We start from the raw sequence: 24,251 nt of genomic DNA on the forward strand, positions 1-24,251 counted from the left end.
CCGGCGCGGCCAATATCAGGGATCGGCCAGGGTCGGCGCGGGTGCCGCGGGCGCGCACGGCCCGTCACCATGGAGCCATGACCGTTCCCCAGGACGCCGCCCCCGGCGTCGCACCGCCCGCCGCACCCGGTCCGCAGCTGCAGCGCAGCTCGCGGCAGAAAGTGGTGGCCGGGGTGTGCGGCGGGCTCGGCCGGTACTGCGACGTGGACCCGGTGATCTTCCGGATCGTGCTCGGTGTCCTGTCGGTGACCGGTGGCCTGGGCCTGATCTTCTACGGCTTCGCGTGGCTGCTGATCCCGCTGGAGGGCGAGGAGGAGAACGAGGCACGCAGGCTGTTGTCGGGCCGGGTCGAGGGGGCGTCGCTGATCGCGGTGCTGTTCGCGCTGATCGGCTGCGGGCTCTTCCTCTCCATGCTGGGCAACGGCGGAACGCTGGCGTTCTCCGCGATGCTGACGCTCGCGGTCATCGGCTGCTGTGTCTGGACGCAGCGCCGCAGGACCACGGCCCCCCAGGACCCGCTGCACCCGGCGGCCGCACAGGCGGTGGCGGACGCACCGCCGGAGGTGAAGGCGCCGCCGTCGCCGGCCGGCCCGTCCTGGTGGCGGGATCCGATCATCAAGGACGGCACCTCGGGGCCGGTGGGCGCCGGCTATCTGTGGGGTCCGGCGGACACGGTGCTCGACGAGGGCACGGCACGGCCCCGCAGGGCCGCTGCGGACGCGCCGTTCCGCGCGCCCCAACGGGTGCGGGCGGACCGGGGGCCGCACTCGATCGGCGGCCTGGTCTTTCTGTTCGCGCTGGTCGCGGGCGGTCTGTCCACGGGCCTCAGCTGGGAGACCCATCCGCTCGGTACGAGCCTGCAGTTCGGTCTGGCCGCGGCGCTGGCCGTGTTCGGTGCCGGCCTGGTGGTCAGCACGTTCCTCGGCCGGACCGGGTTCGGCACAGTGCTGCTGTCGGTGATCACGGCGGTGCTGCTGGCGGGCGCGGCCACGCTGCCGAAGGACATCAGCACCCGGTGGGTGCGCGCGGAGTGGCGCCCGGCCTCGGTCGCCGCGGTCCAGCCGCGGTACGAACTGGGCTCCGGGGTCGGCACGCTCGACCTCACAAAGGTGCCGGTCCCGAAGGGTGACACGGTCAGCACCCGGGTGCGGGTCGGCGCCGGCCGGGCGGTCGTCGTCGTACCGAAGGCGGTGACGGTCCAGGTGCGGGCGGAGGCCGCACTCGGGGACATCCGGCTGCCCGCCGATCCCCCGGGCGATGTGGACGTCAGCCCGGCGCAGAACGAGCACCGGACAATCGCTCCGCCGGCCGGCGTCACCCCGGCCGGCACGGTCGAGCTGGACCTGGAAGTCGGTATCGGACAGGTGGAGGTCACCCGTGCTGCGTCATGAGATCCGGCCGGGCCGCGCGGTGGCGGGCATCGCGATGCTCGCCCTGGCGGCCGGCTACGCGGCGGACGCGGCGGGCAGTTGGGAGGCTCCTTGGACCTTCTTCTTCCCGGTGCTCTTCGGCGGCCTCTGGCTGGCCGCCACCACGACGTGGGTGAGCTACCGGATGCGTCGCCGCCGCGACGCGAAGAAGGCGTCCACGGAGAACGACGCGGCGCCACCGAGCACGAGCGGCAGCCAAGCCATGAGGTAGGCCAGGTCGTTGCCGAAGTAGTACGGATCGGCCTGCCAGCTCACGGTCAGCCACAGACTCAGTGAGATCAGTGCCCCGCCGAGTGCGGCGAGCCGCGCCCACAGCCCGATCAGGGTGCCGATGCCGACGGCGAGTTCGCCGAAGGCGATGGCGTACCCGAACGCTCCGGGGTTCTTCAGCGAAAGGTCGACGAGGGCCGGGATCGCGGACGAGTCGCGTACCGCGTGCATCATCTCGCCGACCGAGCCGGGCCCGGCGGCGCGGAAGAAGGCACTCTCCGTCAGTTTGTCGAGCGCGGCATAGATGAAGGTGACGCCGAGAAATATGCGCAGCGGCAGCAGCGCATGCTCCCGTGCCAGATCCCGCAGGCTCCTCTTCTCACCCAGACCACCTGTATTCGTGCCGTATCCATGCATAGTGACCCCGCCTTCCGTCGACCCGTCACCAGACCATACGTACGCGGTGAACGCGCTGCTCACCAGCCCTACGGTTTGATCAGGTGCAATCGGCGTGGGTCCGGCCGGCCGTTCAGTCCGTGACGTCGATCTCGACCCGATTCGTCTCCACCCCGGCGGCCGTCACGACCTGTACGTCCACCAGTCCCGGTTCGACCTCCACCGGCACCGGCACGGTGAGCACGGTGTCCGCCGGGTTGGCGAAGCCGCCTGCCACCGGGATCAGCGGGACATGGACATGGACCCGGCCGATCCGGACGACCACGCGGGCCAGCCGGTCCGGGGCCCCGGCGCCGGGCGGTACGAAACCTGCACCGCGGATCTCGATGTCGTCGCCGGTACGGATCGGCGCGTCCAGATCTCCGGGCTCCCGGGCCCGTACGACGGACAGCACGACCGGACGCCCGCCCTCCGTGTACTTGCCCGCGAAGTACGTCGCCGCGGAGACACCCACCAGGAGGGCCAGCCCCCAGGGCAGATCGGGCAGTTGCTCGGGCCGGCGGGCCAGCCGGACCACGGCGAAGAGGACGGCGACGGCGCTCACCAGCACGTACTGCACGTCGGTGAAACTGCCCCGCCCGGAGTCGTCGGTGAGCAGATCGGCGGCGCGCGGCCGGTCGGCACGCAGCTTCTGCAAACGCCCGGCGAGGGCGCGTACGGTCACCACCCGGCGCACGACCACGGCAATGGCGCACACCAGCGCCAGCGCGGTCAGCACCCCGGCGCCACGCGCCAGCTCCAGACCGTCGATCAGCGCGTCGCGCTCCGCATGACCGGAGGCGCCTGCCAGCTGGAGCGCGAGAACGAGTACGGAGAAGACGGCGAGCAGCACCCAGGCCACGGCGACCGCACGGGAGGTGGAGAGCCGGTTGTCCTCGCCGATCAGCGGGGCGAGGACGCCGCCGCGGGCCCGGTGGAGGCGGGCGGCGCCGGTCAGCAGCCCGGCGGTGACGAGCGCGGCGACCAGACCGGCGGTGCGAGCCGTCGACCAGCCCGCACCGATGGCGGTGCCGGCCTCACCGATGGCGAGCAGGGCAACGCCTCCCCAGACGACGGCCAGGGTGCGCACCCACACCTGGTGAAGCCAGGCGTCGCCCGCCTCCCGGCTGCGCTCGGCGACCGTACGGGCCGACTCGGTCAGCTCGTCGGAGACCCACTGGCGAGTCGCGGACGCGGACTGGGCGACACCGGTCGGCAGCCCCTGGCCCGCGGCGAGTTCGTCCCGCTTGGCCAGGAAGGCGGCCACCGCGCGCCGGTGTCCCTCGCGCGCTCCGTGCGGGCAGTCGCCGCACGTACAGCCACCGCCGTGAGCGCCTTGTCGTGCCTCGTCCAACGCCACGGAGAACGCCGCCCTTTCCCGCCCACGTACTGCCAACTGACCACTGATTGCTGCGAATTGTGCCGTACGGGACGGGACGTGCCCGCATCGGGGCCGCTGGGACGCGCGGATCGTCAGAATGTTCGGGAGATCCTCTTCCACAGCGGCTGGTAGTTGATCCAGGCCACCAGGTCGCTGCCGAGCTGTTCGCGGGTGGCCACCGCCTCCCGGTGCTCGATCAGAACCGGCTTCCCGGCCGCCCGAGCGGCCAGCTGCACCTGGCAGGAACGCTCCATCGTGACGAACCACCAGGCGGCCGCGTCCACCGAGTCACCGACCGTCAGCAGCCCGTGGTTGCGCAGGATGATCGCCTTGCGGGTGCCGAGCGCGGCCGCGACCCGCCGCCCTTCCTCCTCGTCGACGACGACCCCGGTGTAGGCCTGGTAGACCGCATGGTCCTCGTAGAAGGCGCAGGACTCCTGGGTGATCGGCTCGATGAACTCACCGAGCGCGGACAGCGCCCGCCCGTGCAGGGAGTGCGTGTGCGCGACGGCGACGACGTCCGGGCGGGCCCGGTGCACCTGGGCATGGACGGCGAACGCCGCCTGGTTGACGTGGTGGCGCCCCTCGACGACCTGCCCGTCACCGTTGACCAGGATCAGCTCGTCCGGCAGGAGTCCGTCGAAGGGGGCGCCGAACGGGTTGACCCAGAAGCAGCCGGTGTACTCCGGGTCCCGTGCGGTGATGTGACCGGAGACGCCGTCCTCGTACCCGTACGCCGCGAACAGCCGCAGCGCCCCGGCCAGCCGCTCCTTGCGGTACGCGCGTTCCTCGTCGATCGACTGATGGACGGGCGGCATCGCGAACTGCAGCTGTTCCACGGGTATCGGTGTGGGCTCGGGCATGGCGACTCCTCGGGGCTACCAGGGCGTACGGGACCGGAAGTTACCGCCGGTCGCCGCAGGTGGCCAGAGCGATCACGCACCGATTCGGGAACGGTCAGGCGCTCAGCACGAGGTAGGCGAGGGTGAAGTCCCCGCGGTAGCCGCCGTAGTAGCCGGCGCGGCGGGCGTCGACCTCGGCGATCACCTCGTCGTACAGCGGATGGCCGGGGTTCTCCAGCGCCCAGCGCTCACCCCGTCCGATCGGCCCGTTCGACTCGAAGAGGTCCCATTCGCGCTGGTCGGCGACGGTCACCTGGAGTGCGCGCAGCCCTACGGACTCGGCGAGCCTGATCAATTCGAGCAGCGAACCGAAGTCGCCGGGCTCGGCCCCGATGCCGTCGAGTGCGGCGGGGGACGGCTCCCGCAGCCAGATCCCGTCGCCGTACAGCACCCGCCCGCCGGGCCGGGCGGCGGCGCGCAGGGCCTTCAGCGCCTCGGCCGTCGAGCCGGGCCAGGCATGGGCGGAACCGATGGACACGGCGAGGTCGTAGCCGCTCGCGGTCCACTCGGTGGCGGGCGTCGCGTGAAACCGTACGCGCTCCGCGAGCCCCCGCTCCTCGGCGAGCGCCCGCCCGCGCGCCACGGCGTCGGGGTCGGTCTCCACACCGTCGCCGGTGCTGCCGGGCGCCGATGCCACCAGTCGCATCAGCAGTTCGCCCCAGCCGCTGCCGATGTCCACGATGCGCGCCCCGGGGGCGGGTGCACAGGCCGAGATCAACTGTGCGGCGTGCTCCTCCGAGAGCGGGGTGTTCCAGGTCAGTCGGTAGTTGTGAGGCGCGGAGATGATCGGGCGGATCTGATCGGCAGACATGGTCGCGGAGCCTCGCACGGACGTGCAGGCGGTGCAATCGGTTTTCTCGACCGGTACGACGATGCCGCCGCTCAAAAAACGAATGAGCGACGGCATCACGTTGACCCTGCGGGGAGGGGCTACTCCCACTCGATGGTGCCCGGCGGCTTGCTCGTCACGTCGAGGACGACGCGGTTGACGTCGGCGACCTCGTTCGTGATGCGGGTGGAGATCTTCGCCAGAACCTCGTACGGCAGGCGCGACCAGTCGGCCGTCATGGCGTCCTCGGAGGAGACGGGGCGCAGGACGATCGGGTGGCCGTAGGTGCGGCCGTCGCCCTGGACGCCGACCGAGCGGACATCGGCCAGGAGGACCACGGGGCACTGCCAGATGTCGCGGTCGAGTCCGGCCGCGGTCAGCTCCTCGCGGGCGATGGCGTCGGCCTCGCGCAGCAGGTCGAGCCGGTCCTTGGTGACCTCGCCGACGATCCGGATGCCGAGACCCGGGCCGGGGAACGGCTGGCGCTGGACGATCTCCTCCGGCAGGCCGAGCTCCTGGCCGACCATCCGGACCTCGTCCTTGAACAGCTGGCGCAGCGGCTCGACGAGCTGGAACTCGATGTCCTCGGGGAGGCCGCCCACGTTGTGGTGGGACTTGATGTTGGCGGTGCCGGTGCCGCCGCCGGACTCCACGACGTCCGGGTAGAGCGTGCCCTGCACGAGGAACGCGACGTCCTCGCCGGCTGCGCCCGCCTCGGCGACGAGCTCGGCCTGGGCCTGCTCGAAGACGCGGATGAACTCGCGGCCGATGATCTTCCGCTTCTGCTCGGGGTCGGAGACCCCGGCCAGCGCCTTCAGGAACCGCTCCTCCGCGTCGACGACCTTCAGCTGGACGCCGGTGGAGGCCACGAAGTCCTTCTCGACCTGCTCGCTCTCGCCCTTGCGCATCAGACCGTGGTCCACGTACACGCAGGTCAGCTGGGAGCCGATGGCCTTCTGGACGAGGGCCGCGGCGACCGCGGAGTCCACGCCGCCGGAGAGGCCGCAGATGGCGCGCTTGGTGCCGACCTGCTCACGGATCAGCGCGATCTGCTCCTCGACCACATTGGTCGTGGTCCAGGTCGGTTCGATGCCCGCGCCGCGGTAGAGGAAGTGCTCCAGGACCTGCTGGCCGTGCGTGGAGTGCAGGACCTCGGGGTGGTACTGGACGCCGTAGAGCTTCTTCTCGTCGTTCTCGAAGGCGGCGACCGGTACGACGTCCGTGGACGCGGTGACGGTGAAGCCCTCGGGGGCGGCGGAGCAGGCGTCGCCGTGCGACATCCAGACGGACTGCTCGGCGGGCGTGCCCTCGAAGAGCGTGGAGCCGGTCTTGGAGACGGTCAGCGGGGTGCGGCCGTACTCACGGGCACCGTTGTCGTCGACGGTGCCGCCGAGCGTGGTGGCCATCAGCTGGAAGCCGTAGCACATACCGAAGACCGGGACCCCGGCCTCGAACAGCGAGCGGTCGAGGCTGGGCGCGCCCTCCGCGTACACCGAGGAGGGGCCGCCGGACAGGATGATCGCCCGCGGGTTCTTGGCCAGCATCTCGGCCACCGGCATCGTGGACGGGACGATCTCGCTGTAGACCCGGGCCTCACGGACGCGTCGGGCGATGAGCTGGGCGTACTGCGCGCCGAAGTCGACAACAAGGACCACGTCGGGTGCGGTGTCGGGGGCGGCGGGGGGTGCTGCTGGCACGGGGCGGCCTTCCGGCGGTGAAGGGGGGTCGGTCCTCCCGATTCTACCGGGGATGCGAGGGAGACCCTGTTCGCGTCCGCCAGGACGAGGTCGCCGGCCGCCCTCACTGCGGTGTCTCACCATCCGGGCGCCGCGTTGGACCACCGGCGCGGGCGGGTCCATACTGGCTCCATGCGTCAGCACACGACCTACGTCTTTACCTATGGCACCCGGCCCGCCGGCTGCCATGGTCGTGCTGCTTGAGCCACTGACAAGCAACGTTCCAGGCGCCCCGGGCCGACAGGCCCGGGGCGTTCTGGCATTCCGGGTCCGATCGCCTCGGGGGGCCGCACCCCACCAGGACACCAGGAGTCACGGAATGAACAGCACCGCCGTCGCCGCGAAGAAGCTCACCGGGAAGACCCTCACCGAGGAAACCGGTGCGTACACCGACGAGGCCGCCGCCCTGATCGCCGGAGCCCGCGAGCGCATCGATTCACTGGACGACCGGATCATCGGGCTCGTCCAGGAACGGATGGCCGTCTCGGCGGTCATCCAGGAGGCCCGGGTCACCTCGGGCGGCCGCCGGGTCAACCTCTCCCGCGAGATGGAGATCCTCGGCCAGTACCGGGATGCGCTCGGCAAGCCCGGCACCTCGCTCGGCATGACGCTGCTGGAGCTGTGCCGCGGCCGCGTGTGAGACCTGTGAGGCCGCCGCACCGGCCGCGGGGCTGTACGGGCGTATCTGCGTTCGGGCCGACTCTCACCCGTACGGCGCGTGACCGGGCGCACGGTGACTTCGTTGGTCCCGGTGTCCGTGCCAGCCAGGGGCGGCTTTCGAAGAATCCACGCGTGGCTCCGCTGGAGCGTGTGGCGTACTGCAGGTACGCCGTGGGACCGCGCCCCAGCGTGCGTGACCGGTCGGCAGGGGACAGCAGCCCGGTCACCCCAAGAGCGGTCGGCTTCGGGGACGCCCGGAGCCGACCGTATCCGGTCGAAACGGTTGCGCGGGGCGCAGCCAGCACGATGCAAAAGGTAGGTCCCCCTCATATCGCACCACCCCTGACTTGGGTCGACGCCACTCGTGCGCCCCCCGGTACGCCAGGGGGCGCAGACCCGATGCACCACCTCTGCGGCGCTCCCCCGGCACCGCTCCTCGGCACCGACGCTGCCCTGCCGTCGGTGCCGATCGACAAGGGCCCCATGGACCGGTTCGCGGCCCACGGGGCCCTTGGTCATGTCGTGATCCTTTCGTGGCTGCCGGCCTTCGAAGGCGCAGCGGGGCCGCCGCATCGGCAGGGCGACGGCAGCGCACCACGGGTACCGGAGGGGCCACAGAGAGGGGCGTGACGGGCGTCACATAAGAATTCTGTGAGGATCCGGACAACCATTGCCCCGGACCACGGGTCATGCATGCAGAACACCGGCCCCACCCGTGACCCCACCACGCGGAAGGCCTGTCCCTGCATCCGTGCCGCACCCGAAGCGGTACGCCGGACTTCCGAGGTCTTTCATGAAGCTTCGCCGCGCGATGGCGGTGGCCGCAGCCACCGCGGTCATAGCCCCTGCTGCCATCCTGGCCGCCCCGCTCGCGTTCGCCGACGACACGGTCCCTGCGGCCGAGACGACGTCTGCAGCGCCCACCGAGTCCGCTCAGACCAGCACGCCGTCCGCCGACGTCACCACCACCGCGCCCGCCGAGAGCACCTCCTCCTCGCCCGCCGAGGAGACCGAGGAGCCCGCGGGAGAGACGGGCGACCCCGCCGCGGACGCGTCCTCCACTCCCTCCGGGAGCACCACCCCGTCCGGCACGCCGTCCGGCTCCGTGACCCCGTCGGGCACCCCGTCCGAGTCCGAGGACCCGGAGGGGCCGACGGAGTGCGAGAAGTCCGCCCTGGACATCTCGATCAACGGCCTGCCCGGCAAGATCGCCCGCGGCAGCGGCTGGCACAAGTTCACGATGAACGTCTACAACTCGTCGAAGACGACCGTGCGCGATCTCGACTACTTCGCGGGCGCCTCCTCCGACAAGGCCGGCGACGACCTGTTCAGGTCGAAGCAGGTCAGCCTCCAGGCCCTCGACCCGGAGACCCACACGTGGGACGACCTCAGCGAGGACGGCCGCGCGGTCGGTTACGTCGGTCAGTCCGACGAGATCCGGGCCGGCTACGAGGTCGACCTCCCGCTCCGCATCAATGTGAAGTCGACCGCCCCGGTCGGCGCCGGTTTCACCCTCGGCGCCGGTCTGTACGTCGGCGACAAGGACTGCATGGGCGTCAGCGACGTCGCCTACAAGTTCCAGATCGTGAAGTCCGGCGGCAGCGGCTCGACGCCGCAGACCGGTGGCTCCGCTCCGGTCCCGTCCGAGTCGCCGGCCTCCAACACGACGGGCAATGTCTCCGGCACGCTCGCCGAGACCGGTTCGTCCTCCGCGGTGCCGATGTTCGCCCTCGCGGGCGGCGCGGCCGTAGTGCTCGGTGCCGGTGCGATGTTCGTCGTGCGGCGCCGCAGGAACGGTGACGCCGCCGCGTAACGGGCGACATCACCGGTAGGTGTGAGGGGCTGCACTCGGAGGGGGGTGCAGCCCCTTTCCGCTGCCCCCCTTCTCTCCTACTTGTCTGCGCCCTTCTTCGGCGGGACCGCGGGCAGGCCCAGGAACGGCAGCTTCAGCGCGCCGAAGGCCTCCTTCGGCACCGCCGACGCCTTCGGTTCGACCGCGGCCAGCCGCTCGTACGCCTCGCCCTGCGCCGGACGCGGGTCCGCCTCGCCCTTGTTGGGCCAGAACGACATGGCCCGCTCCGCCTGCGCGGTGATGGTCAGCGACGGGTTGACGCCGAGGTTCGCAGAGACCGCCGAGCCGTCGACGACCGAGATGCCCGGGTGCCCGTACAGCCGGTGGTACGGGTCGATGACCCCCTCATCGGCGCTCGCACCGATCGGGCAGCCACCGAGGAAGTGCGCGGTGAGCGGGGTGCCCATGAGTTCCCCGACGTTCGACCCGGCGAACCCGTTGATCTCCTCGGCGAGCAGCGAGGCGCTGCGCGTGGCTTCCTCGATCTGGGTCGGGTTGGGCGCGCCGTGCCCCTGGCGGGCGGTGAGCAGGCCCTTTCCGATGCCGCCCGGCTTGCGGTACGTCGTCAGGGAGTTGTCCAGCGACTGCATGACGAGCCCGATGATGGTCCGCTCCGACCAGCGGCGGTTGGAGAGCGACCGCACGGCGAGGGCCGGATGCCTGGCCATGTTGCCGAGCCAGCCCAGCACCCGGCGGCCGCCGTACGGCACCTGCAGGATCGACATCGCGCCCATGGCGTTGGAGCCCTTGCCGTAGCGGACCGGCTCGATGTGGGTGTTCTCGTCGGGGTGGATCGACGAGGTGATGGCGACGCCCTGGGTGAAGTCGGCCTTCGCGGTGCCGTGCTTCTTGCGGTAGCGGCGGTCGCTGGTCTGCGAGCCGACGAGCGCCTCGGAGTTGGTACGGGTCAGCTCACCGAGCCGCGACGACAGCCGGGGCAGCAGCCCCTGGTCCCTCATCGTGTGGAGCAGGGTCTGGGTGCCGTACGTACCCGCCGCGACGACCACCTTGCGGGAGCGCAGCAAAGTCGGCATGCCCTTCCTGCGGCGGTCCGTCGGGACGGTGGTGACGTGGTAACCGCCCTCCGGGTCGTCCGTGATCGCGACCACGGAGGTCATCGGGTGGATGACCGCTCCGGCCTTCTCGGCGAGGTGCAGGTAGTTCTCGTTGAGGGTGTTCTTCGCGCCGTGACGGCAGCCCGTCATGCATTCCCCGCACTCGGTGCAGGCCTTGCGGGCAGGCCCCGCGCCGCCGAAGTACGGGTCGGCGACCGTCTCACCGGGCTTCGCCCTCGCCGTGCCGTCGGCGTCCTTGCCGTCGCCGAAGAAGACGCCGACCGGGGCGAGATGGAAGGTGTCGCCGACCCCCATGGCCTGCGCGGTCGCCTTCAGATGGACATCGGACGGGGTCATCGTCGGGTTGAGCCGGACTCCGAGCATCCGCTTGGCCTGGTCGTAGTACGGCGCCAGCTCGTCCTGCCAGTCGGTGATGGCGGCCCACTGCCGGTCCTCGAAGAACGGCGCCGGGGGTACGTACAGCGTGTTGGCGTAGTTGAGCGAGCCGCCGCCGACCCCCGCCCCGGCGAGCACCATCACATTGCCGAGCAGATGCACACGCTGGATGCCGAAGAGCCCGAATGCGGGAGCCCACAGGTAGTTCTTGATGTCCCAGGAGTTCTTGGGGAGGGTGCCGGGGGTGAAGCGGCGGCCCGCCTCCAGGACCCCGACCCGGTACCCCTTCTCGATCAGCCGCAGGGCCGACACCGCACCGCCGAAGCCCGAGCCGACGACAAGGACGTCGTAGTCGTACGCCGCGTCGTCATCGGTCTCGCCGGCCGGTTCGGCCTGATTCTGGGCAGGGCTGTCCTGGGACATGGCTCTCCTCGGTGCGAAAAGGGCAGAAGGTGCCGCGGTGTTACGGGGGTCAGCGCAGGCGGAACGCCTTCATCGCCTTCAGGCTGCGGCTCATGAACGCCGCATACTTCTCGTCGTCCATCCCGAAGGACGGGGCGAGCGGGATCAGCCTCTGCTGGGCGACGGTCTGGGCCTCGGTGTACTTGAGGATGCCCTCGGAGCCGTGCCGCCGGCCGAGACCGGAGTCCTTCATACCGCCCATGGGGGACTGCACGCTGCCGTACGCGGGGGCGTACCCCTCGTTGATGTTGACCGTGCCGGTGCGCAGCCGGGCGGCGACCTGGTGACCGCGCTTGGAGTCCTTGGTCCAGACGCTGGAGTTCAGGCCGTACGGGGTGGCGTTGGCGAGGGCGATGACCTCGTCCTCGTCGGAGAAGCGGTAGATGGAGACGACCGGGCCGAAGGTCTCCTGGGTGCAGACGGCCATCGGCGCCTCGACGCCGTCGAGGATGGTCGGCTCGTAGAACAGCGGGCCGATGTCGGGACGGGCGACACCGCCGGCGACGAGCGTGGCGCCCTTCTCGACCGCCTCCGCCACATGCTGGGTGACGGTCTCCAGCTGGCGCTCGCCGACGAGCGAACCCATGTCGGCGCCGTACGCGAGGGAGTTGCCGAGCCGCATGGCCTTCGTGCGGGTGGCGAACCGCTCCACGAAGTCGTCGGCGACCGACTCGTGGACGTACAGCCGCTCGATGGAGATGCAGAGCTGCCCGGCGGAGGAGAAGCAGGCGCGGACGGCCCCCGCGGCGGCCTTCTCCACGTCGGCGTCCTCGAGCACCAGCATGGCGTTCTTGCCGCCGAGCTCCAGCGAGACGCCGACCAGGCGGGCGGCGGCGCCCTGGGCGACCTCGCGGCCGGTGCGCGTGGAGCCGGTGAACGAGACGTAGTCGGCGTGCTTGACGACCTCGGGCCCGACGACCGGTCCGTCACCGAGGACGACCTGGAACACCTCGGCGGGCAGCCCTGCCTCGATCAGCAGGTCACGGGCCCAGAGCGCGGTCAGCGCGGTCTCCGTGTCGGGCTTCATCACGAGGGCGTTCCCGGAGACGAACGCGGGCAGCGCATCGCCGACGGAGAGCTCGAACGGGTAGTTCCACGGCGCGATCTGGCCGACGACACCACGCGGCTGGCGCAGCTCGGTGACCTTGGTCAGCGTCGGCACGACACCGGTGTGCCGCTTCGGCTTCAGGTACGAGGCCGCCCTGCGCCCGTAGTGCCGGGCGGAGACGGCGACCGCCTGCACCTCCTCGTGGGCGTGCAGCCGGGCCTTGCCGGTCTCCAGCTGGATGAGGTCGAGGACCTCCGCCTGCCGCTGGAGCACGAGGTCGTGGAAGCGGAGGAGGACGGCCGCCCTGGTGCGGACAGGGGTGGCGGCCCAGGCGGGCTGGGCGGCGCGGGCCCGCTCGAAGGCGGTCGCGACGTCCTCGGGCGTGGACTCGGGCAGGTCGGCCAGCTTCTCCCCGGTGAACGGGGTGTGGTTCGCGGTACGGCCGGAGCCGACGACACCACGGGTCAGCTGGGCGATCACCTCGGGTGTCACCACATCGGCAGCCGTGCGCACACCCGCAGGGGCGGCGGCCACAGGGTTGGTACCGAGGGGGGCGGCAGAGGCCTGCGAATCCGTCGAGTCCGTCATGAGGGCGAGGGTATGTCCAGCCAACCGCTTTGGGTACCCGTCGGTAATAGGTTTTCACACTCCCCACAAACGAGCCAGTGATCACTGGCAACAAAGCCCCTGATCAGGGAGCTACTGCGGTTTGTGGCCGGTGGAATCCCAGCGGTCTCAGCCGGTGCCGGCCGGTGCGCGCCAGCCACGCAGCATCGTGTCGAACCGGTCCCGGGTGGTGTCCCAGTCGGCGGCCGGACCCGTCATGTACAGCGCGTACTCCGGGCCGCCCTCCTCGTCGTAGTACATCTGGTCGATCGCGTGACGCGGGCCCGGGTGGTCCTTGGACTCGGTCCAGGTGAACTCCCAGAGGGAGCCGGTCCGATCGCGGTAGTAGTTGGAGTGGAGGGTCTTGCGTTCGTACTCGGGCAGCCGCCGGGTGAGGCGCGTCTCCAGGTTCAGCATGTGCATGTACGAGTTCTCGAAGTCGGGCTCCGGGTCGATGCTGATCCGGATGTAATGGTTGCCGTCGTCCGGGGTGTAGTCGACGTTCTGCTTGTCCACCCGGCGCTTCCAGCCGTCGGGGACGACCAGACTGAACCCCTCGGGGTCGTCCACCCGGTGCCAGCCGTCGGGCACGACCGCAGTGGACGGTGCGCGCTTCGACGCCTCGGGCGAGGACCGCGGCGGTGTGCTGCTGCCGTGCAGCGAACCACTCCCGGCGGAGTCCGCCCCCGAGTTGTCCCCGTACTTCATCGCGGCCAGTCCGGCGCCGCCGCCGACCAGCGCCGCGAGGGCGACGACCAGAATCGCCGTACGCCAACGGCCGCGGCTGCGGCGGGTCACCGGGGCCGCGGCGGTGAACTGCCGGACGGTGGCACGTGATTCCGCTCCGGTGCCGTCCGTGCCCATCGAGCGCAGGGCCTCCTCGGACACCCGCTGGGTCGGGACGTAGGCCTGCGCCGCCCGGGGCTCGCGACCCTCCATCGCCTGCAGCAGCATCCGCTCCGTCTCGGCCGCAGACGGCCGGTCTGCCGGGTCCTTGCGGAGCAGTGCGGTGATCACCGGTCCGAGCGCCCCGGCCCGGGCGGGCGGCGGCGGCTCCTCGGTGACGACGGCCTGCATGGTGGAGATCGGGGACGTACGACGGAACGGCGAACACCCCTCGACCGCGGTGTAGAGCGTGGCGCCGAGGGACCAGAGGTCGGACGCGGGACCGGGGTCGCCGCCCCGTACCCGCTCGGGCGCCAGATAGTCGATGGAACCGACCAGTTCACCGGTCCTGGTGATGGTCGAGTCGCCCTCTATCGCGGCGATCCCGAAGTCGGTGAGCAGCACCTGACCGTCACGTGCGAGGAGTACGTTGCCGGGCTTCACGTCCCGGTGCAGCACACCGGCGCTGTGCGCGGCGCGCAGGGCGCTCAGGACATGAAGGCCGATCCTGGCCGCCTCGCGCGGCGCGATCTCGCCGCTCTCCTTGGCGGCGTCGGCGAGTGACGGCCCGTCGACGTACTGCATGACGATCCAGGGCCGGTTGTCGTACTCGACCACGTCATGGACGGTGACCACGCCGGGATGGGTGATGCGGGCCGCGGCTCGCGCCTCTTTCTGGGTACGGGCATGCAGCACGACCCGGTCGGCCTCCGCGACGTACAGCCCGGCGGTCAACTCCTTGACAGCCACCGTGCGGTGCAGCACCTCGTCGTGCGCACGCCAAACCTTGCCCATGCCTCCGCGTCCGAGGACTTCACCGAGCCGGTATCTTCCGGCCAGTACCAGCCCCGCGCCCGTTTCCTGCGATCGGTCCACTTGTCCCCGCCCCGTTTCATTCGGCTGCCAGGTTACGGAGGGGAGGTACGGCCACGGAACCTCGCATCGCTCAAGAGACCTCACTGTGATGCTTGTCGCCCGGCCGCCCGTGTTCCTGCCGGCGATTCAGGAAGTCACGCGGTAGGAGGCGATCGCCTGTTCGTAGATGGCTGTCACCTTGTCGCGCTCGCTGTCCGGACCGAGCACCTGGAGCACGTGGTAGCGGCCGTCGACGATCATCGCGAGGTTGCGGACGTACACTTCGCGCCCGGTGTCGTCCTGCCAGGTGAACTGGCCCTCCGCCATGGCCTGTCGGCCGACGTCGATACGGCGCAGCCCCGTCGCCGAGGACCAGCTGGAGTCCCGGAAGGGCTGCAACTCCCGCTCCTTGTCGCGCTGGTAGACCAGCGGATCACCGCCGTGGGCCCGCACGGTGTCGCGCCCCGGCACGACCAGCAGACTGAACCCGTCGCTGCCGTACCGTATCTGCCGGTCCGTGTTGGCGGGGCTGCGCTGCCAGCCCTTCAGCACGCCGACCTCGAAGCCCTCCTCGTCCTTGCGCAGGGTGTATCCGGGGGCGAGCGCGACGGCGGAGCGGCTGGTCTGCGGCTTCTGGCTACCGGGCGGCGGCGACGACCGGGGCGACTGCGACGGCGACTTTCCGTCGGACGCGCCGGGGTCGCCGGTGTCCGTGGCGGCCGGGGCCGATCCCTTCGAGTCGGATCCGGTACCGGCCTTGGGCATGAACATCACGGCGTACGCGATGGCCGCGGCCAGGGCCAGCAGGATCAGCACGAGCAGCAGCCGCCCGAGCCGCCGCGGCGCACGTCCGGCACCCTGCTGCGGACGGGGCGGGGTGCGCAACGCCTTGGGCCCCTTGGGCTCACGCGGAGCCCTGGGCGCTCTCTCCACCCGTGACCGCTCATACCGGTCGGGCCTCTCCCCCGTCTGGCGGTGACGGCCGTGCGCCGAGGCGCTGCCCAGCCGGCCGCGGCGCTTACGGACCAGCTCGCCCCGGCGGCGTACGACGGGCAGCCGGGTGTCGTCGACGGACGGCAGGGGCACGACATCGAGACCGGCCTCGGGCTCGGGCGCCGACCGTACGAGAGAACGCAGCCAGCCGCGCAGCTCCTCGAAGTCCGGCCGCTCGGTGGGGTCCTGGCGCAGCAGCGACTCGACGACGGGTCGCAGTGGACCGCACTCCTCGGCGAAGGCGGGCGGCTCGCCGCAGACCATCTGAACGAGCTCGGCCGCGTTCTCCTCCGGATACGGGGCATGGCCCTGGACGGCGCGGTAGAGCAGGGCGCCGAGCGCCCAGAGGTCGGTGGCGGGGCCGATGGGCGGCGCCAGCTGCCAGTTCTCGTGGACCGGTCCGGCCTGCTCGGGCGCCCAGCGCTCGGTGACGGCACCGACGACGGCGATCCGGGTCTGCCGGGCACGCTCGGCGGCCAGGGTGGTGGCGGGGCCGCGGTAGGCGGAACTCTCCCGGTCACCCGCGACGATGTCGTCCCAGCGGCCGGAGGCGACCTGCTGCGGCTGCTGGTGCCCGCGTTCCGCTGCGGAGGTGGTGCCGTGGCGCCGGGCGTCGGCGCGCAGAGCGTCCTCGTTGGAGCCTCCGGCGGGAACGGGGCGCCCGAAGTCGGCGCCGTCGCCCCAGGTGCCGGTCAGGTGCATCCGCCGGCCGGGCGGCCCCTGTCCACGGTGACCGCCGTTACCGTCGTCGCCCCTGTCGCTGCCGTACGGGATGCCGTACTCGTTGTCGTCCTCCTCGTCGCCCTCGTCGTCGTACGGGTCGTCGGCGGTGGGGCCCCAGCCGCCCGTCGGCTGCACCCGGCCGGTGTCGGGCCGTCCGGGGCGCTGGACGGGAAGGATGCCGCCCTCTTCCGCTTCCGCCGGCTCACTCGTCCCGGCCTGTCGCCGGTCCTCGCTGACGCGCGCGGCGGCACGGGCGCCCGCCCGGTAGGCGGCGATGGCTCCGGCCCGTGCGGCCCGCAACTCCGCGGCGCTGCCCGCGCCGTGAACGTCGGGATTCGGCGGCCGTCGTACGGCTTCCAGCTCACCGGCGGGGTGGCGCGGGGCCGGCAGCGCGACCGGATCGACGGACCCGACCGGATGATCGATGGCCTCGCCCGGCCCGGCGATCTCGACCGGACCGGCGGGCGGCACCGACGCGGTGGGCGGAACGTACGGACCGGTCGGACCCGACTCGACCGCGGGCCGCCCGTACGCGTCCTCGGCGTCGGGCTGCGGCGTCGGCACGTACCCGCACAGCGCTTCCTCCGCCGCCCCAGCCGCCAGGCCGGTCAGCACGACGCGTCCGTCATCGCAGATCAGCACCGTACGGACGGTGATGTTCCGGTGGGTCCAGCCGTGCGCGTGCAGCACCCGCAGGGCCATCAGCACATCGGAGCCGATCTCGGCGGCCCGGTACGGATTCAGCGGCCGCTCGGCGAGCAGCGCGGCCAGCGGGCGGGCCGCGACCAGTTCACTCACGATCCAGAGCGACCCGTCCTCGGCGAACACATCGAAGACCTGGTCGAGCCTCGGATGGTCGGGCACCTGGGCGGCGGCCTGCGCGGCCTCGATCGCGCGCCGGACCGCGGGGTCCGTGGACCGGCGCACCGCACGCCCGGTGGTCCGACGGGCCGCCGAGGGCAGCCCGTCGGCGTCGAGCACCTCGGCGTCCACGACCTCCGGCAACGGCAGCTGGCGCACCAGGACTTCCTGGCCGCTGGCCGTGTCGAACGCCCGGGTCTCGACCAGTTCGTACTCGTCCGACGGAGGCAGCGGCAGGCGGTAGCGGTCGGCAAGCACCCGACCCGCATAGTCGTCCACGACGCCTCCCCAGAGCGCGCTGTCCCCCCGGCCACGAATCCCGTATCAACCCGTCAATTGCGGTCACTTACCGTGCAATTGATCTATGCATTCGGCTGCGTACGGTTCTCAAGCTCTCACAATACGTGGCAAGTGCCAGCCGTGCGGCAGGGTCGCCGCAACCCGGCGCTCAGTCCCTGGGCTTGAACGTGGCGAAGGCCGTCTCGCGCAGCGTCCGGCACTCCTTGTCGTTCCACTCGCTCGCCTTGCAGCTGATCATGATCGAGTAGCCGTGCGTGTCGTCGGCCCGGAAACCACGGTTCAGCACCCGGATCCGCTGGCCCTGCTGCATACGCTCGAACTCCCAGTCGGCGACGGTCGGGTAGCCGTTGAACTCGATCTTCCTTATCCCGAGGTGCCGGTAGCCGTCGCTGCTGGCCGCGACCGCGCTCCTCGCGGCGTTCCAGGCGGCAGCGGCGTCCTGACCGGGAGAGCTGTTGAAGTCGATCTGGACGCGCGGGAATCCACCGCCGACGGCGTAGATCTGACCCGAGTTACTGCCCGCGATCTTGTAGCGCGTGAAGTTCTTGGGCATCGCCATCGTGAAGTGGAACTGCTTGTTGATGACCGCCCTGTACCCGTCGGGCAGCGCGTCGTCGGCCTTCGAAATCCCGGTCCCGGAGTCGTTCGACCCCTTGCCCGAGTTGTCGTCCTTGTCCTTGCCCTCGCCCTTGTCCTTGCCCTGATCGTTGCTCGGGTCCTGGCCCTGGTCCTTGCCGCTTGCGTCGCCCTCGTCCGTGTCGGCGGAGGCGCCGGCCGCCGAGGGGGCGGTGTCGCCCTTGCCGGAACCGCCGCTCCCGCTGCCCTTGTCATCCGCGCCCAGCCTGAGCGCAAGGACCGTGCCGAGCACGGCGAGGGCGATGGCGACCGCGATGATCGCCAGGGTACGGCGGGGCACCACGTCCGTGATGGACGCCCGGACCGGCGCGTTCGACGACCCGCCCGGACGCTGCGGAGGCACGCCACCGACGGCGGAGGCCGGCGAAGCCGTGGGCCGGGCCGGAGCCGAAGGAGCGGTCCGCGGCGCAGTCGAAGCGGAAGCAGTGGACGTCGAGGCGGCAACGGCCACACCCGCACCGGCGCCCGGCGCCGCCTTCGCGTTCCGCACGGAGCGCAGCGCGCCGCGCAGGCGGTCACGCGCGCCCTCCCCGGCCTCCCCGAGCTTCGAAGCCCCCTTGGTACGGGGGGCGGCGACGCGGCCGGGCAGCGCCATCACCTGGGTGGAGTCGGCCGGCGGGGGCACCACAGGGGCGGGCTTGTCGGCTGCGTGGATCACATCGTTGAGCAGGGCCCGCGCACCCGCGTCGTCGAGCCGCTGCTCCGGGTCCCTGGCGAGCAGACCGTAGATGACCTCCTCCAGCGGACCCGCGTTCTTCGGCGGGTCGAGCGGCTCGGTCATCACCGCGGTCAGGGTCGCGATCGCCGACCCCTTGTCGTACGGCGGGCAGCCCTCGACGCTCGCGTACAGCAGACCGCCGAGCGACCACAGGTCGGCGGGCGGTCCGGGTTTGTGCCCGCGGGCTCGTTCCGGCGAGATGTACGACGGGGCCCCGACGAGCATGCCCGTCGAGGTGACGGACGGGTCGCCCTCGACCTGTGCGATACCGAAGTCGGTCAGGACGACCCGGCCGTCCTCGGAGATCAGCACGTTGGACGGCTTCACATCGCGATGCAGAATCCCCTCGCGGTGCGCCAGACGCAACACGTCGAGGATGGCAAGGCCGACCTCGGCCGCGCGCTTCGGCGTCAGCACACCGTCCTCGCGCACCACCTCGGCAAGCGACTTGCCCTCGATGAGTTCCATCACGATCCACGGCCGGTCGTCCTCGTCGACCACGTCGTAGACCGTCACCGCGCCGTTGTTGCGGATCCTGGCGATCGCCTTCGCCTCGCGCAGTGTGCGAGTGATCAGCCGGCGCTTCTCGTCGTCGTCGATGGCCGACGGGAACCGCAGCTCCTTGACCGCCACCGTGCGGCCCAGCGTCTCGTCGACGGCACGCCAGACCGTGCCCATACCGCCCCGGCCCAGCACCTCCCCGAGCCGGTACCTACCCGCAAGGAGACGTCCATCCGTGTCCCGTTGGGGCTCCCGTGCCTGCTCCGCCTCCGACATGCGTCCCCTCTGCGATCAACCCGCCCTGGCAGAGCGTTCATTGTCCCTCACCCCGGTACCGGTCATGGTGCCGGGTCCGTGGTCCGTCATGATGTGGCCGGAGGAAGGGACTCCCTGCCATGCCGATAATCAGGTCGCTGCTCATCACCCCGTTGGTGATGACGCTGCTCGGCCTCGGAACGGCGAGCCTGCCCAGCGAACCACATCTGACTCCCGCAGCCTCCTACCTTCCCCGGCTCGTCGCCCGGGGCGGCGCTCCGACTGCGGCCCTTCTCGCCCATAGAGCCTCCACCGCCGGGTACGACACCTACCGTTCGACAGGACCCGGCATCCGGCGGCAGGACCGGTTCCGGGCAGGCAGCATCACCAAGACCTTTGTCGCCACGGTCGTCCTCCAACTCGCCCGGGAGCACAGGCTGCAGCTGTCGGACACCGTGGACCGGCATCTGGCAGGACTGGTCCGCGGACATGGCAACGACGGCCGCCGCATCACCCTGCGCGCCCTACTCACCCACACCAGCGGCCTGTACAACTACACGGCCGACACGGACGCCCGCCCCGTCACCGCCACCGACGCCGTCCGTGCGGCCATCGCTCACCGCCCCACGAACACCACCGGCGGTTTCGCCTACTCCAACACCAATTACGCCCTGCTCGGCCTCGTCGTTCAGCACGTCACCGGACACAGCTACGCCACCGAGATCCGCCGCCGCATCATCAACCCCCTCCATCTCGCCGGCACGTCGCTCCCCGGCGCCCGCACCACGCTGCCCGCACCGCACGGCCGCGGCTACTCCCGTGACCCGGCCGACGGCAGCCTCCGCGATGTCACCGTGCTCGACCCGCGCACCGCGGGTGCCGCCGGCGAGCTCATCTCCACACTCGCCGATCTGAACCGCTTCTACGCTGCCCTGCTGGGCGGGCGCCTGCTCCCGCCCGCCCAGCTGAACACCCTGCTGAACACCGGGACGGCGGACGGGATCTATGGCATGGGCATCTATCCGCAGAGGCTCTCCTGCGGTACCACCGTCTGGGGTCACAACGGCCACATAGCGGGCAGTTACGTCCGCACGGCTGCCACCCGCGACGGCCGGCACATCCTGACGTTCCGCATCAACACGGACAGCCTGTCCGATGCGACGCTCGAACCGGCGCTCCTCGACGCCGAGTTCTGCCGACCTCACCAGGGGCCGTCCGGCGCGTCACGGCCGGGCCGCGGACCGGCTCAGATCGGCACGATGTCCGGGGCCCCGAGCCGCGCCGCGTCCGCCGTCTGATCGTCCGGCTGGCGCTGCGAATCCCGCTCCGCCTGCACCCGCTTCTCGTAGTGCTCCACCTCCCGCTCGATCCGGCTCTTGTTCCACCCCAGCACCGACCCCATCAGCTCCGCGCAGAGCCGCGCGCTGCGGGTGCCCCGGTCAAAGGTCTCGATGGAGATCCGGGTCCGCCGCGTCAGTACGTCGTCGAGATGGCGGGCCCCTTCGTGCGAGGCGGCGTAGACGATCTCAGCCTTCAGGTAGTCGTCCGCCGCGGGCAGCGGCTCGCCGAGCGAGGGGTCGGCGACGATCAGATCGAGGATCTCCTCGGTCATGGATCCGAACCGGTTCAACAGATGCTCCACTCGGGCGACATGGAGCCCGGTGCGGGCCGCTATCCTCGCCCGCGCGTTCCACAGGGCCCGGTATCCCTCCGCACCCAGCAGCGGGATGTCCTCCGTGACACAGTCCGCCACCCGCTGGTCGAGGCCATGGACCGCCTCGTCGACGGCGTCCTTCGCCATCACCCGGTACGTCGTGTATTTGCCGCCGGCGACGACCACGAGTCCCGGCAGCGGATGCGCCACCGTGTGCTCGCGCGAGAGCTTGCTGGTCGCGTCCGACTCACCGGCCAGCAGGGGACGCAGCCCGGCGTAGACACCCTGAACGTCGTCCCTGGTCAGAGGGGTGGTCAGGACCGAGTTGACATGCTCGAGCAAGTAGTCGATATCGGCGCTGGAAGCCGCCGGATGAGCCTTGTCCAGGTCCCAGTCGGTGTCCGTCGTCCCGACGATCCAGTGGCGCCCCCACGGGATCACGAACAGCACGGACTTCTCGGTCCGCAGGATCAGACCGGTCGAGGAGTGGATGCGGTCCTTCGGGACGACCAGATGGATGCCCTTGGACGCCCGGACATGGAACTGTCCGCGCTCGCCTATCAGCGCCTGGGTGTCGTCCGTCCACACCCCGGTGGCGTTGACCACCTGCTTGGCCCTGACCTCGTACTCCCCGCCCGCCTCGACGTCCTCCACCCGCGCGCCGACGACCCGCTCGCCCTCCCGCAGGAAGCCGATCACCCGCGCCCGGTTCGCCACGTGCGCGCCGTAACCGGCGGCCGTGCGCACCAGCGTTGCCACATAGCGGGCGTCGTCCATCTGGGCGTCGTAATACTGCAACGCTCCGACCAGTGCGTCCTTCTTGAGCGCGGGCGCGACCTGCAGGGCGCGGCGGCGGGAGAGATGCCGGTGCACGGGCAGCCCGCGACCGTGCCCCGACGACACCGACATCGCGTCGTACAGCGCGACACCCGAACCGGCGTAGAGCCGCTCCCAGCCCTTGTGCTGCAGCGGATAAAGGAACGGCACCGGCTTCACCAGGTGCGGGGCCAGCCGCTCCAGCAGCAGCCCACGCTCCTTCAGCGCCTCCCGTACGAGCGCGAAGTCGAGCATCTCCAGATAGCGCAGCCCGCCGTGGATCAGCTTGCTCGACCTGCTCGATGTGCCGGAAGCCCAGTCGCGCGCCTCGACCAGTCCGGTCGAGAGCCCTCTTGTGGCCGCATCCAGCGCCGTCCCGGCGCCGACCACGCCCGCTCCCACGACCAGCACGTCCAGTTCGCGCTCGGCCAGCGCGGCGAGCGCCTCGGCACGCTCCGCGGGTCCCAGTGTCGCTGTCCTCACTGCTGCCTCCCGGTAGATCGGGGTGGTCCGGCACAGGGATGCGGTCCGACCGCGGGGTCGGGTGCCCGTGCCCACCACTCGATTCTGTCCGCGGTCCGCGACTTCAGCCACCGCCTGTGGACAACACCCGGTCGAAGAGAGCCACACAATGCGACATATAGGTCATATATAACCCTAGTGTGACATTGCGCTGTCCCCAGCGGTTGCGCTTTCTGCCTTCATGGTCTTAGGGAAGGACGGCCACCCACATGCCCGCAGACCTCGCCATCATCGGACTCGGTCACCTCGGCCTGCCCCTCGCCCAAGCCGCCGTCGCCGCCGGTATCCAGACCGTCGGCTACGACACCGATCCCCGCCCGTTCGCCGAGCTCTCCGCCGGCCGCACACCCGTCGAAGGTTCCCTCGCCGCTTCGGAGATCCGCCGGATGCTCTCGAGGGGCTTCCGGCCCACCACCGACCCGGCCGAGCTCGGCCGGGTCCGTACCGCCGCGATCTGCGCGCCCACCCCCCTCGGCGCCGACCGCACCCTCGACCTCACCGCCGTCGGCGACGCCGCCCGCGCCCTCGCCGCCCGGCTGCGCCCGCACACCACCGTCCTGCTCGAATCGGCCGTGCCCCCCGGCACCACCGAGAACTTCGTGCGCCCCCTCCTCGAAGAGGGATCGGGGCTGCGCGCCGGACGCGACTTCCACCTCGCGTGCTCCCCCAGCCGTCTCGACCCCGGCAACCGCAGCCACGTCTACAGCAACACCCCCAAGGTCATCGGTGGCCTCACCCCGGCCTGCACCGAATCGGCCGCCACCTTCTACGGCCGGCTCACCGACAAGGTCGTACGGGCCCGCGGGCCGCGTGAGGCCGAGATGACGAAGGTCCTGGAGACCAACTTCCGGCACGTCAACATCGCACTGGTCAACGAGATGGCGGTGCTCTGCCACGACCTCGGCGTAGACCTCTGGGACGTCATCCGGTGCGCCGAGACCAAGCCGTTCGGCTTCCAGCCGTTCCGTCCGGGCCCCGGCGTCGGCGGCCACTGCCCCCCGGTCGACCCGGGCTTTCTCCCGTACAGCAGCCGCACCCCCGGCCACCCGCTGCGGATGGTCTCGCTCGCCCAGGAGATCAACGACCGGATGCCGAGCTACGTGATCCAGCGCTGCGCCACCCTGCTGAACGAACACGGCAAGTCCGTCCGCGGCGCCCGGGTCCTACTCCTCGGCGTCACCTACAAGCCGGATCTCGCCGACCAGGAGGCCTCACCCGCCCGGGAGATCGCCACCCGGCTGATGGACATGGGTGCGCAGATCGGCTACCACGACCCGCACGTCCTGGACTGGCGGGTCCGCGAACTGCCGGTGCCGCGCGCGGACTCGCTGTACGAAGCCGCGTCGAGCGCGGATCTGACGGTGCTGCTCCAGCACCACCGTACGTACGACCTCCAGGGCCTCGCCGTGAAGGCCCAACTCCTCCTGGACACCCGGGGCGCCACCCCGGCAGGAGCGGCGCACCGGCTGTGAGGGCGGTCCCCCCAAGGATTTCGGTGGGCGATGTCGGAGACGGCTGCCAGCCTGCGGC

Annotated in this window: 16 protein-coding genes; 5 read left to right on the plus strand and 11 right to left on the minus strand. The window is 71.1% G+C overall.

Annotation, left to right across the window (positions count from 1 at the left end):
• Nucleotides 1-77 precede the first annotated feature (77 nt).
• Nucleotides 78-1,391, plus strand: coding sequence for a PspC domain-containing protein (locus ACWCP8_RS02770; protein WP_451113973.1), 1,314 nt, complete (start codon nucleotides 78-80; stop codon nucleotides 1,389-1,391).
• Nucleotides 1,392-1,547: 156 nt separating this feature from the next.
• Here the strand turns inward: ACWCP8_RS02770 and ACWCP8_RS02775 are convergent, their stop codons facing one another.
• From ACWCP8_RS02775 to guaA, 5 genes are all read right to left on the minus strand, one after another.
• Nucleotides 1,548-2,057 (minus strand): DoxX family protein, encoded by a 510-nt coding sequence (locus ACWCP8_RS02775; protein ID WP_352267864.1) that lies wholly within the window; start codon nucleotides 2,055-2,057, stop codon nucleotides 1,548-1,550.
• A 112-nt stretch (nucleotides 2,058-2,169) separates the two neighbouring features.
• Nucleotides 2,170-3,435 (minus strand): hypothetical protein, encoded by a 1,266-nt coding sequence (locus ACWCP8_RS02780; RefSeq protein WP_451113974.1) that lies wholly within the window; start codon nucleotides 3,433-3,435, stop codon nucleotides 2,170-2,172.
• Between the two features lie 113 nt (nucleotides 3,436-3,548).
• Complete coding sequence (locus ACWCP8_RS02785) at nucleotides 3,549-4,319, minus strand: class II aldolase/adducin family protein (protein ID WP_352267867.1); 771 nt, start codon at nucleotides 4,317-4,319, stop codon at nucleotides 3,549-3,551.
• A 94-nt stretch (nucleotides 4,320-4,413) separates the two neighbouring features.
• A complete protein-coding gene (locus tag ACWCP8_RS02790) occupies nucleotides 4,414-5,169 on the minus strand; it encodes an SAM-dependent methyltransferase (protein ID WP_451113975.1) in 756 nt (251 codons plus the stop codon).
• 119 nt (nucleotides 5,170-5,288) lie between these two features.
• Nucleotides 5,289-6,884 (minus strand): glutamine-hydrolyzing GMP synthase, encoded by a 1,596-nt coding sequence (gene guaA, locus ACWCP8_RS02795; RefSeq protein WP_352267869.1) that lies wholly within the window; start codon nucleotides 6,882-6,884, stop codon nucleotides 5,289-5,291.
• 358 nt (nucleotides 6,885-7,242) lie between these two features.
• On the opposite strand from guaA, the gene ACWCP8_RS02800 reads away from it, so the two are divergent.
• The gene (locus ACWCP8_RS02800) at nucleotides 7,243-7,563 is read left to right on the plus strand and encodes a chorismate mutase (protein ID WP_352267870.1); all 321 of its coding nucleotides are present in this window, start codon (nucleotides 7,243-7,245) and stop codon (nucleotides 7,561-7,563) included.
• Nucleotides 7,564-8,376: 813 nt separating this feature from the next.
• A complete protein-coding gene (locus tag ACWCP8_RS02805) occupies nucleotides 8,377-9,396 on the plus strand; it encodes an LAETG motif-containing sortase-dependent surface protein (RefSeq protein ID WP_451113976.1) in 1,020 nt (339 codons plus the stop codon).
• A 77-nt stretch (nucleotides 9,397-9,473) separates the two neighbouring features.
• Here the strand turns inward: ACWCP8_RS02805 and ACWCP8_RS02810 are convergent, their stop codons facing one another.
• The 5 genes from ACWCP8_RS02810 to ACWCP8_RS02830 form a co-directional block, all read right to left on the minus strand.
• Nucleotides 9,474-11,309, minus strand: a complete 1,836-nt coding sequence (locus ACWCP8_RS02810; RefSeq protein WP_451113977.1) for a GMC oxidoreductase — start codon at nucleotides 11,307-11,309, stop codon at nucleotides 9,474-9,476.
• A 49-nt stretch (nucleotides 11,310-11,358) separates the two neighbouring features.
• Nucleotides 11,359-12,984, minus strand: a complete 1,626-nt coding sequence (locus tag ACWCP8_RS02815) for a succinic semialdehyde dehydrogenase (RefSeq protein WP_352267874.1) — start codon at nucleotides 12,982-12,984, stop codon at nucleotides 11,359-11,361.
• Nucleotides 12,985-13,131: 147 nt separating this feature from the next.
• Nucleotides 13,132-14,763, minus strand: a complete 1,632-nt coding sequence (locus ACWCP8_RS02820) for a serine/threonine-protein kinase (protein WP_352267875.1) — start codon at nucleotides 14,761-14,763, stop codon at nucleotides 13,132-13,134.
• Nucleotides 14,764-14,889: 126 nt separating this feature from the next.
• Nucleotides 14,890-17,598 (minus strand): protein kinase, encoded by a 2,709-nt coding sequence (locus tag ACWCP8_RS02825; protein ID WP_451113978.1) that lies wholly within the window; start codon nucleotides 17,596-17,598, stop codon nucleotides 14,890-14,892.
• Between the two features lie 169 nt (nucleotides 17,599-17,767).
• Entirely contained in the window at nucleotides 17,768-19,750 is a 1,983-nt protein-coding gene (locus ACWCP8_RS02830) for a serine/threonine-protein kinase (protein ID WP_451113979.1), read from the minus strand.
• 119 nt (nucleotides 19,751-19,869) lie between these two features.
• Here ACWCP8_RS02830 and ACWCP8_RS02835 point away from each other — a divergent pair, with 119 nt between their 5' ends.
• Nucleotides 19,870-21,027, plus strand: a complete 1,158-nt coding sequence (locus ACWCP8_RS02835) for a serine hydrolase domain-containing protein (protein WP_451113980.1) — start codon at nucleotides 19,870-19,872, stop codon at nucleotides 21,025-21,027.
• Here ACWCP8_RS02835 and ACWCP8_RS02840 read toward each other — a convergent pair.
• Complete coding sequence (locus tag ACWCP8_RS02840; protein ID WP_352267881.1) at nucleotides 20,976-22,682, minus strand: glycerol-3-phosphate dehydrogenase/oxidase; 1,707 nt, start codon at nucleotides 22,680-22,682, stop codon at nucleotides 20,976-20,978. The genes ACWCP8_RS02835 and ACWCP8_RS02840 overlap by 52 nt on opposite strands.
• 248 nt (nucleotides 22,683-22,930) lie before the next feature.
• On the opposite strand from ACWCP8_RS02840, the gene ACWCP8_RS02845 reads away from it, so the two are divergent.
• Nucleotides 22,931-24,193 (plus strand): nucleotide sugar dehydrogenase, encoded by a 1,263-nt coding sequence (locus tag ACWCP8_RS02845; RefSeq protein WP_451113981.1) that lies wholly within the window; start codon nucleotides 22,931-22,933, stop codon nucleotides 24,191-24,193.
• The last annotated feature ends 58 nt before the right edge of the window (nucleotides 24,194-24,251 follow it).

The organism is Streptomyces sp. NPDC002206 (assembly GCF_053593595.1).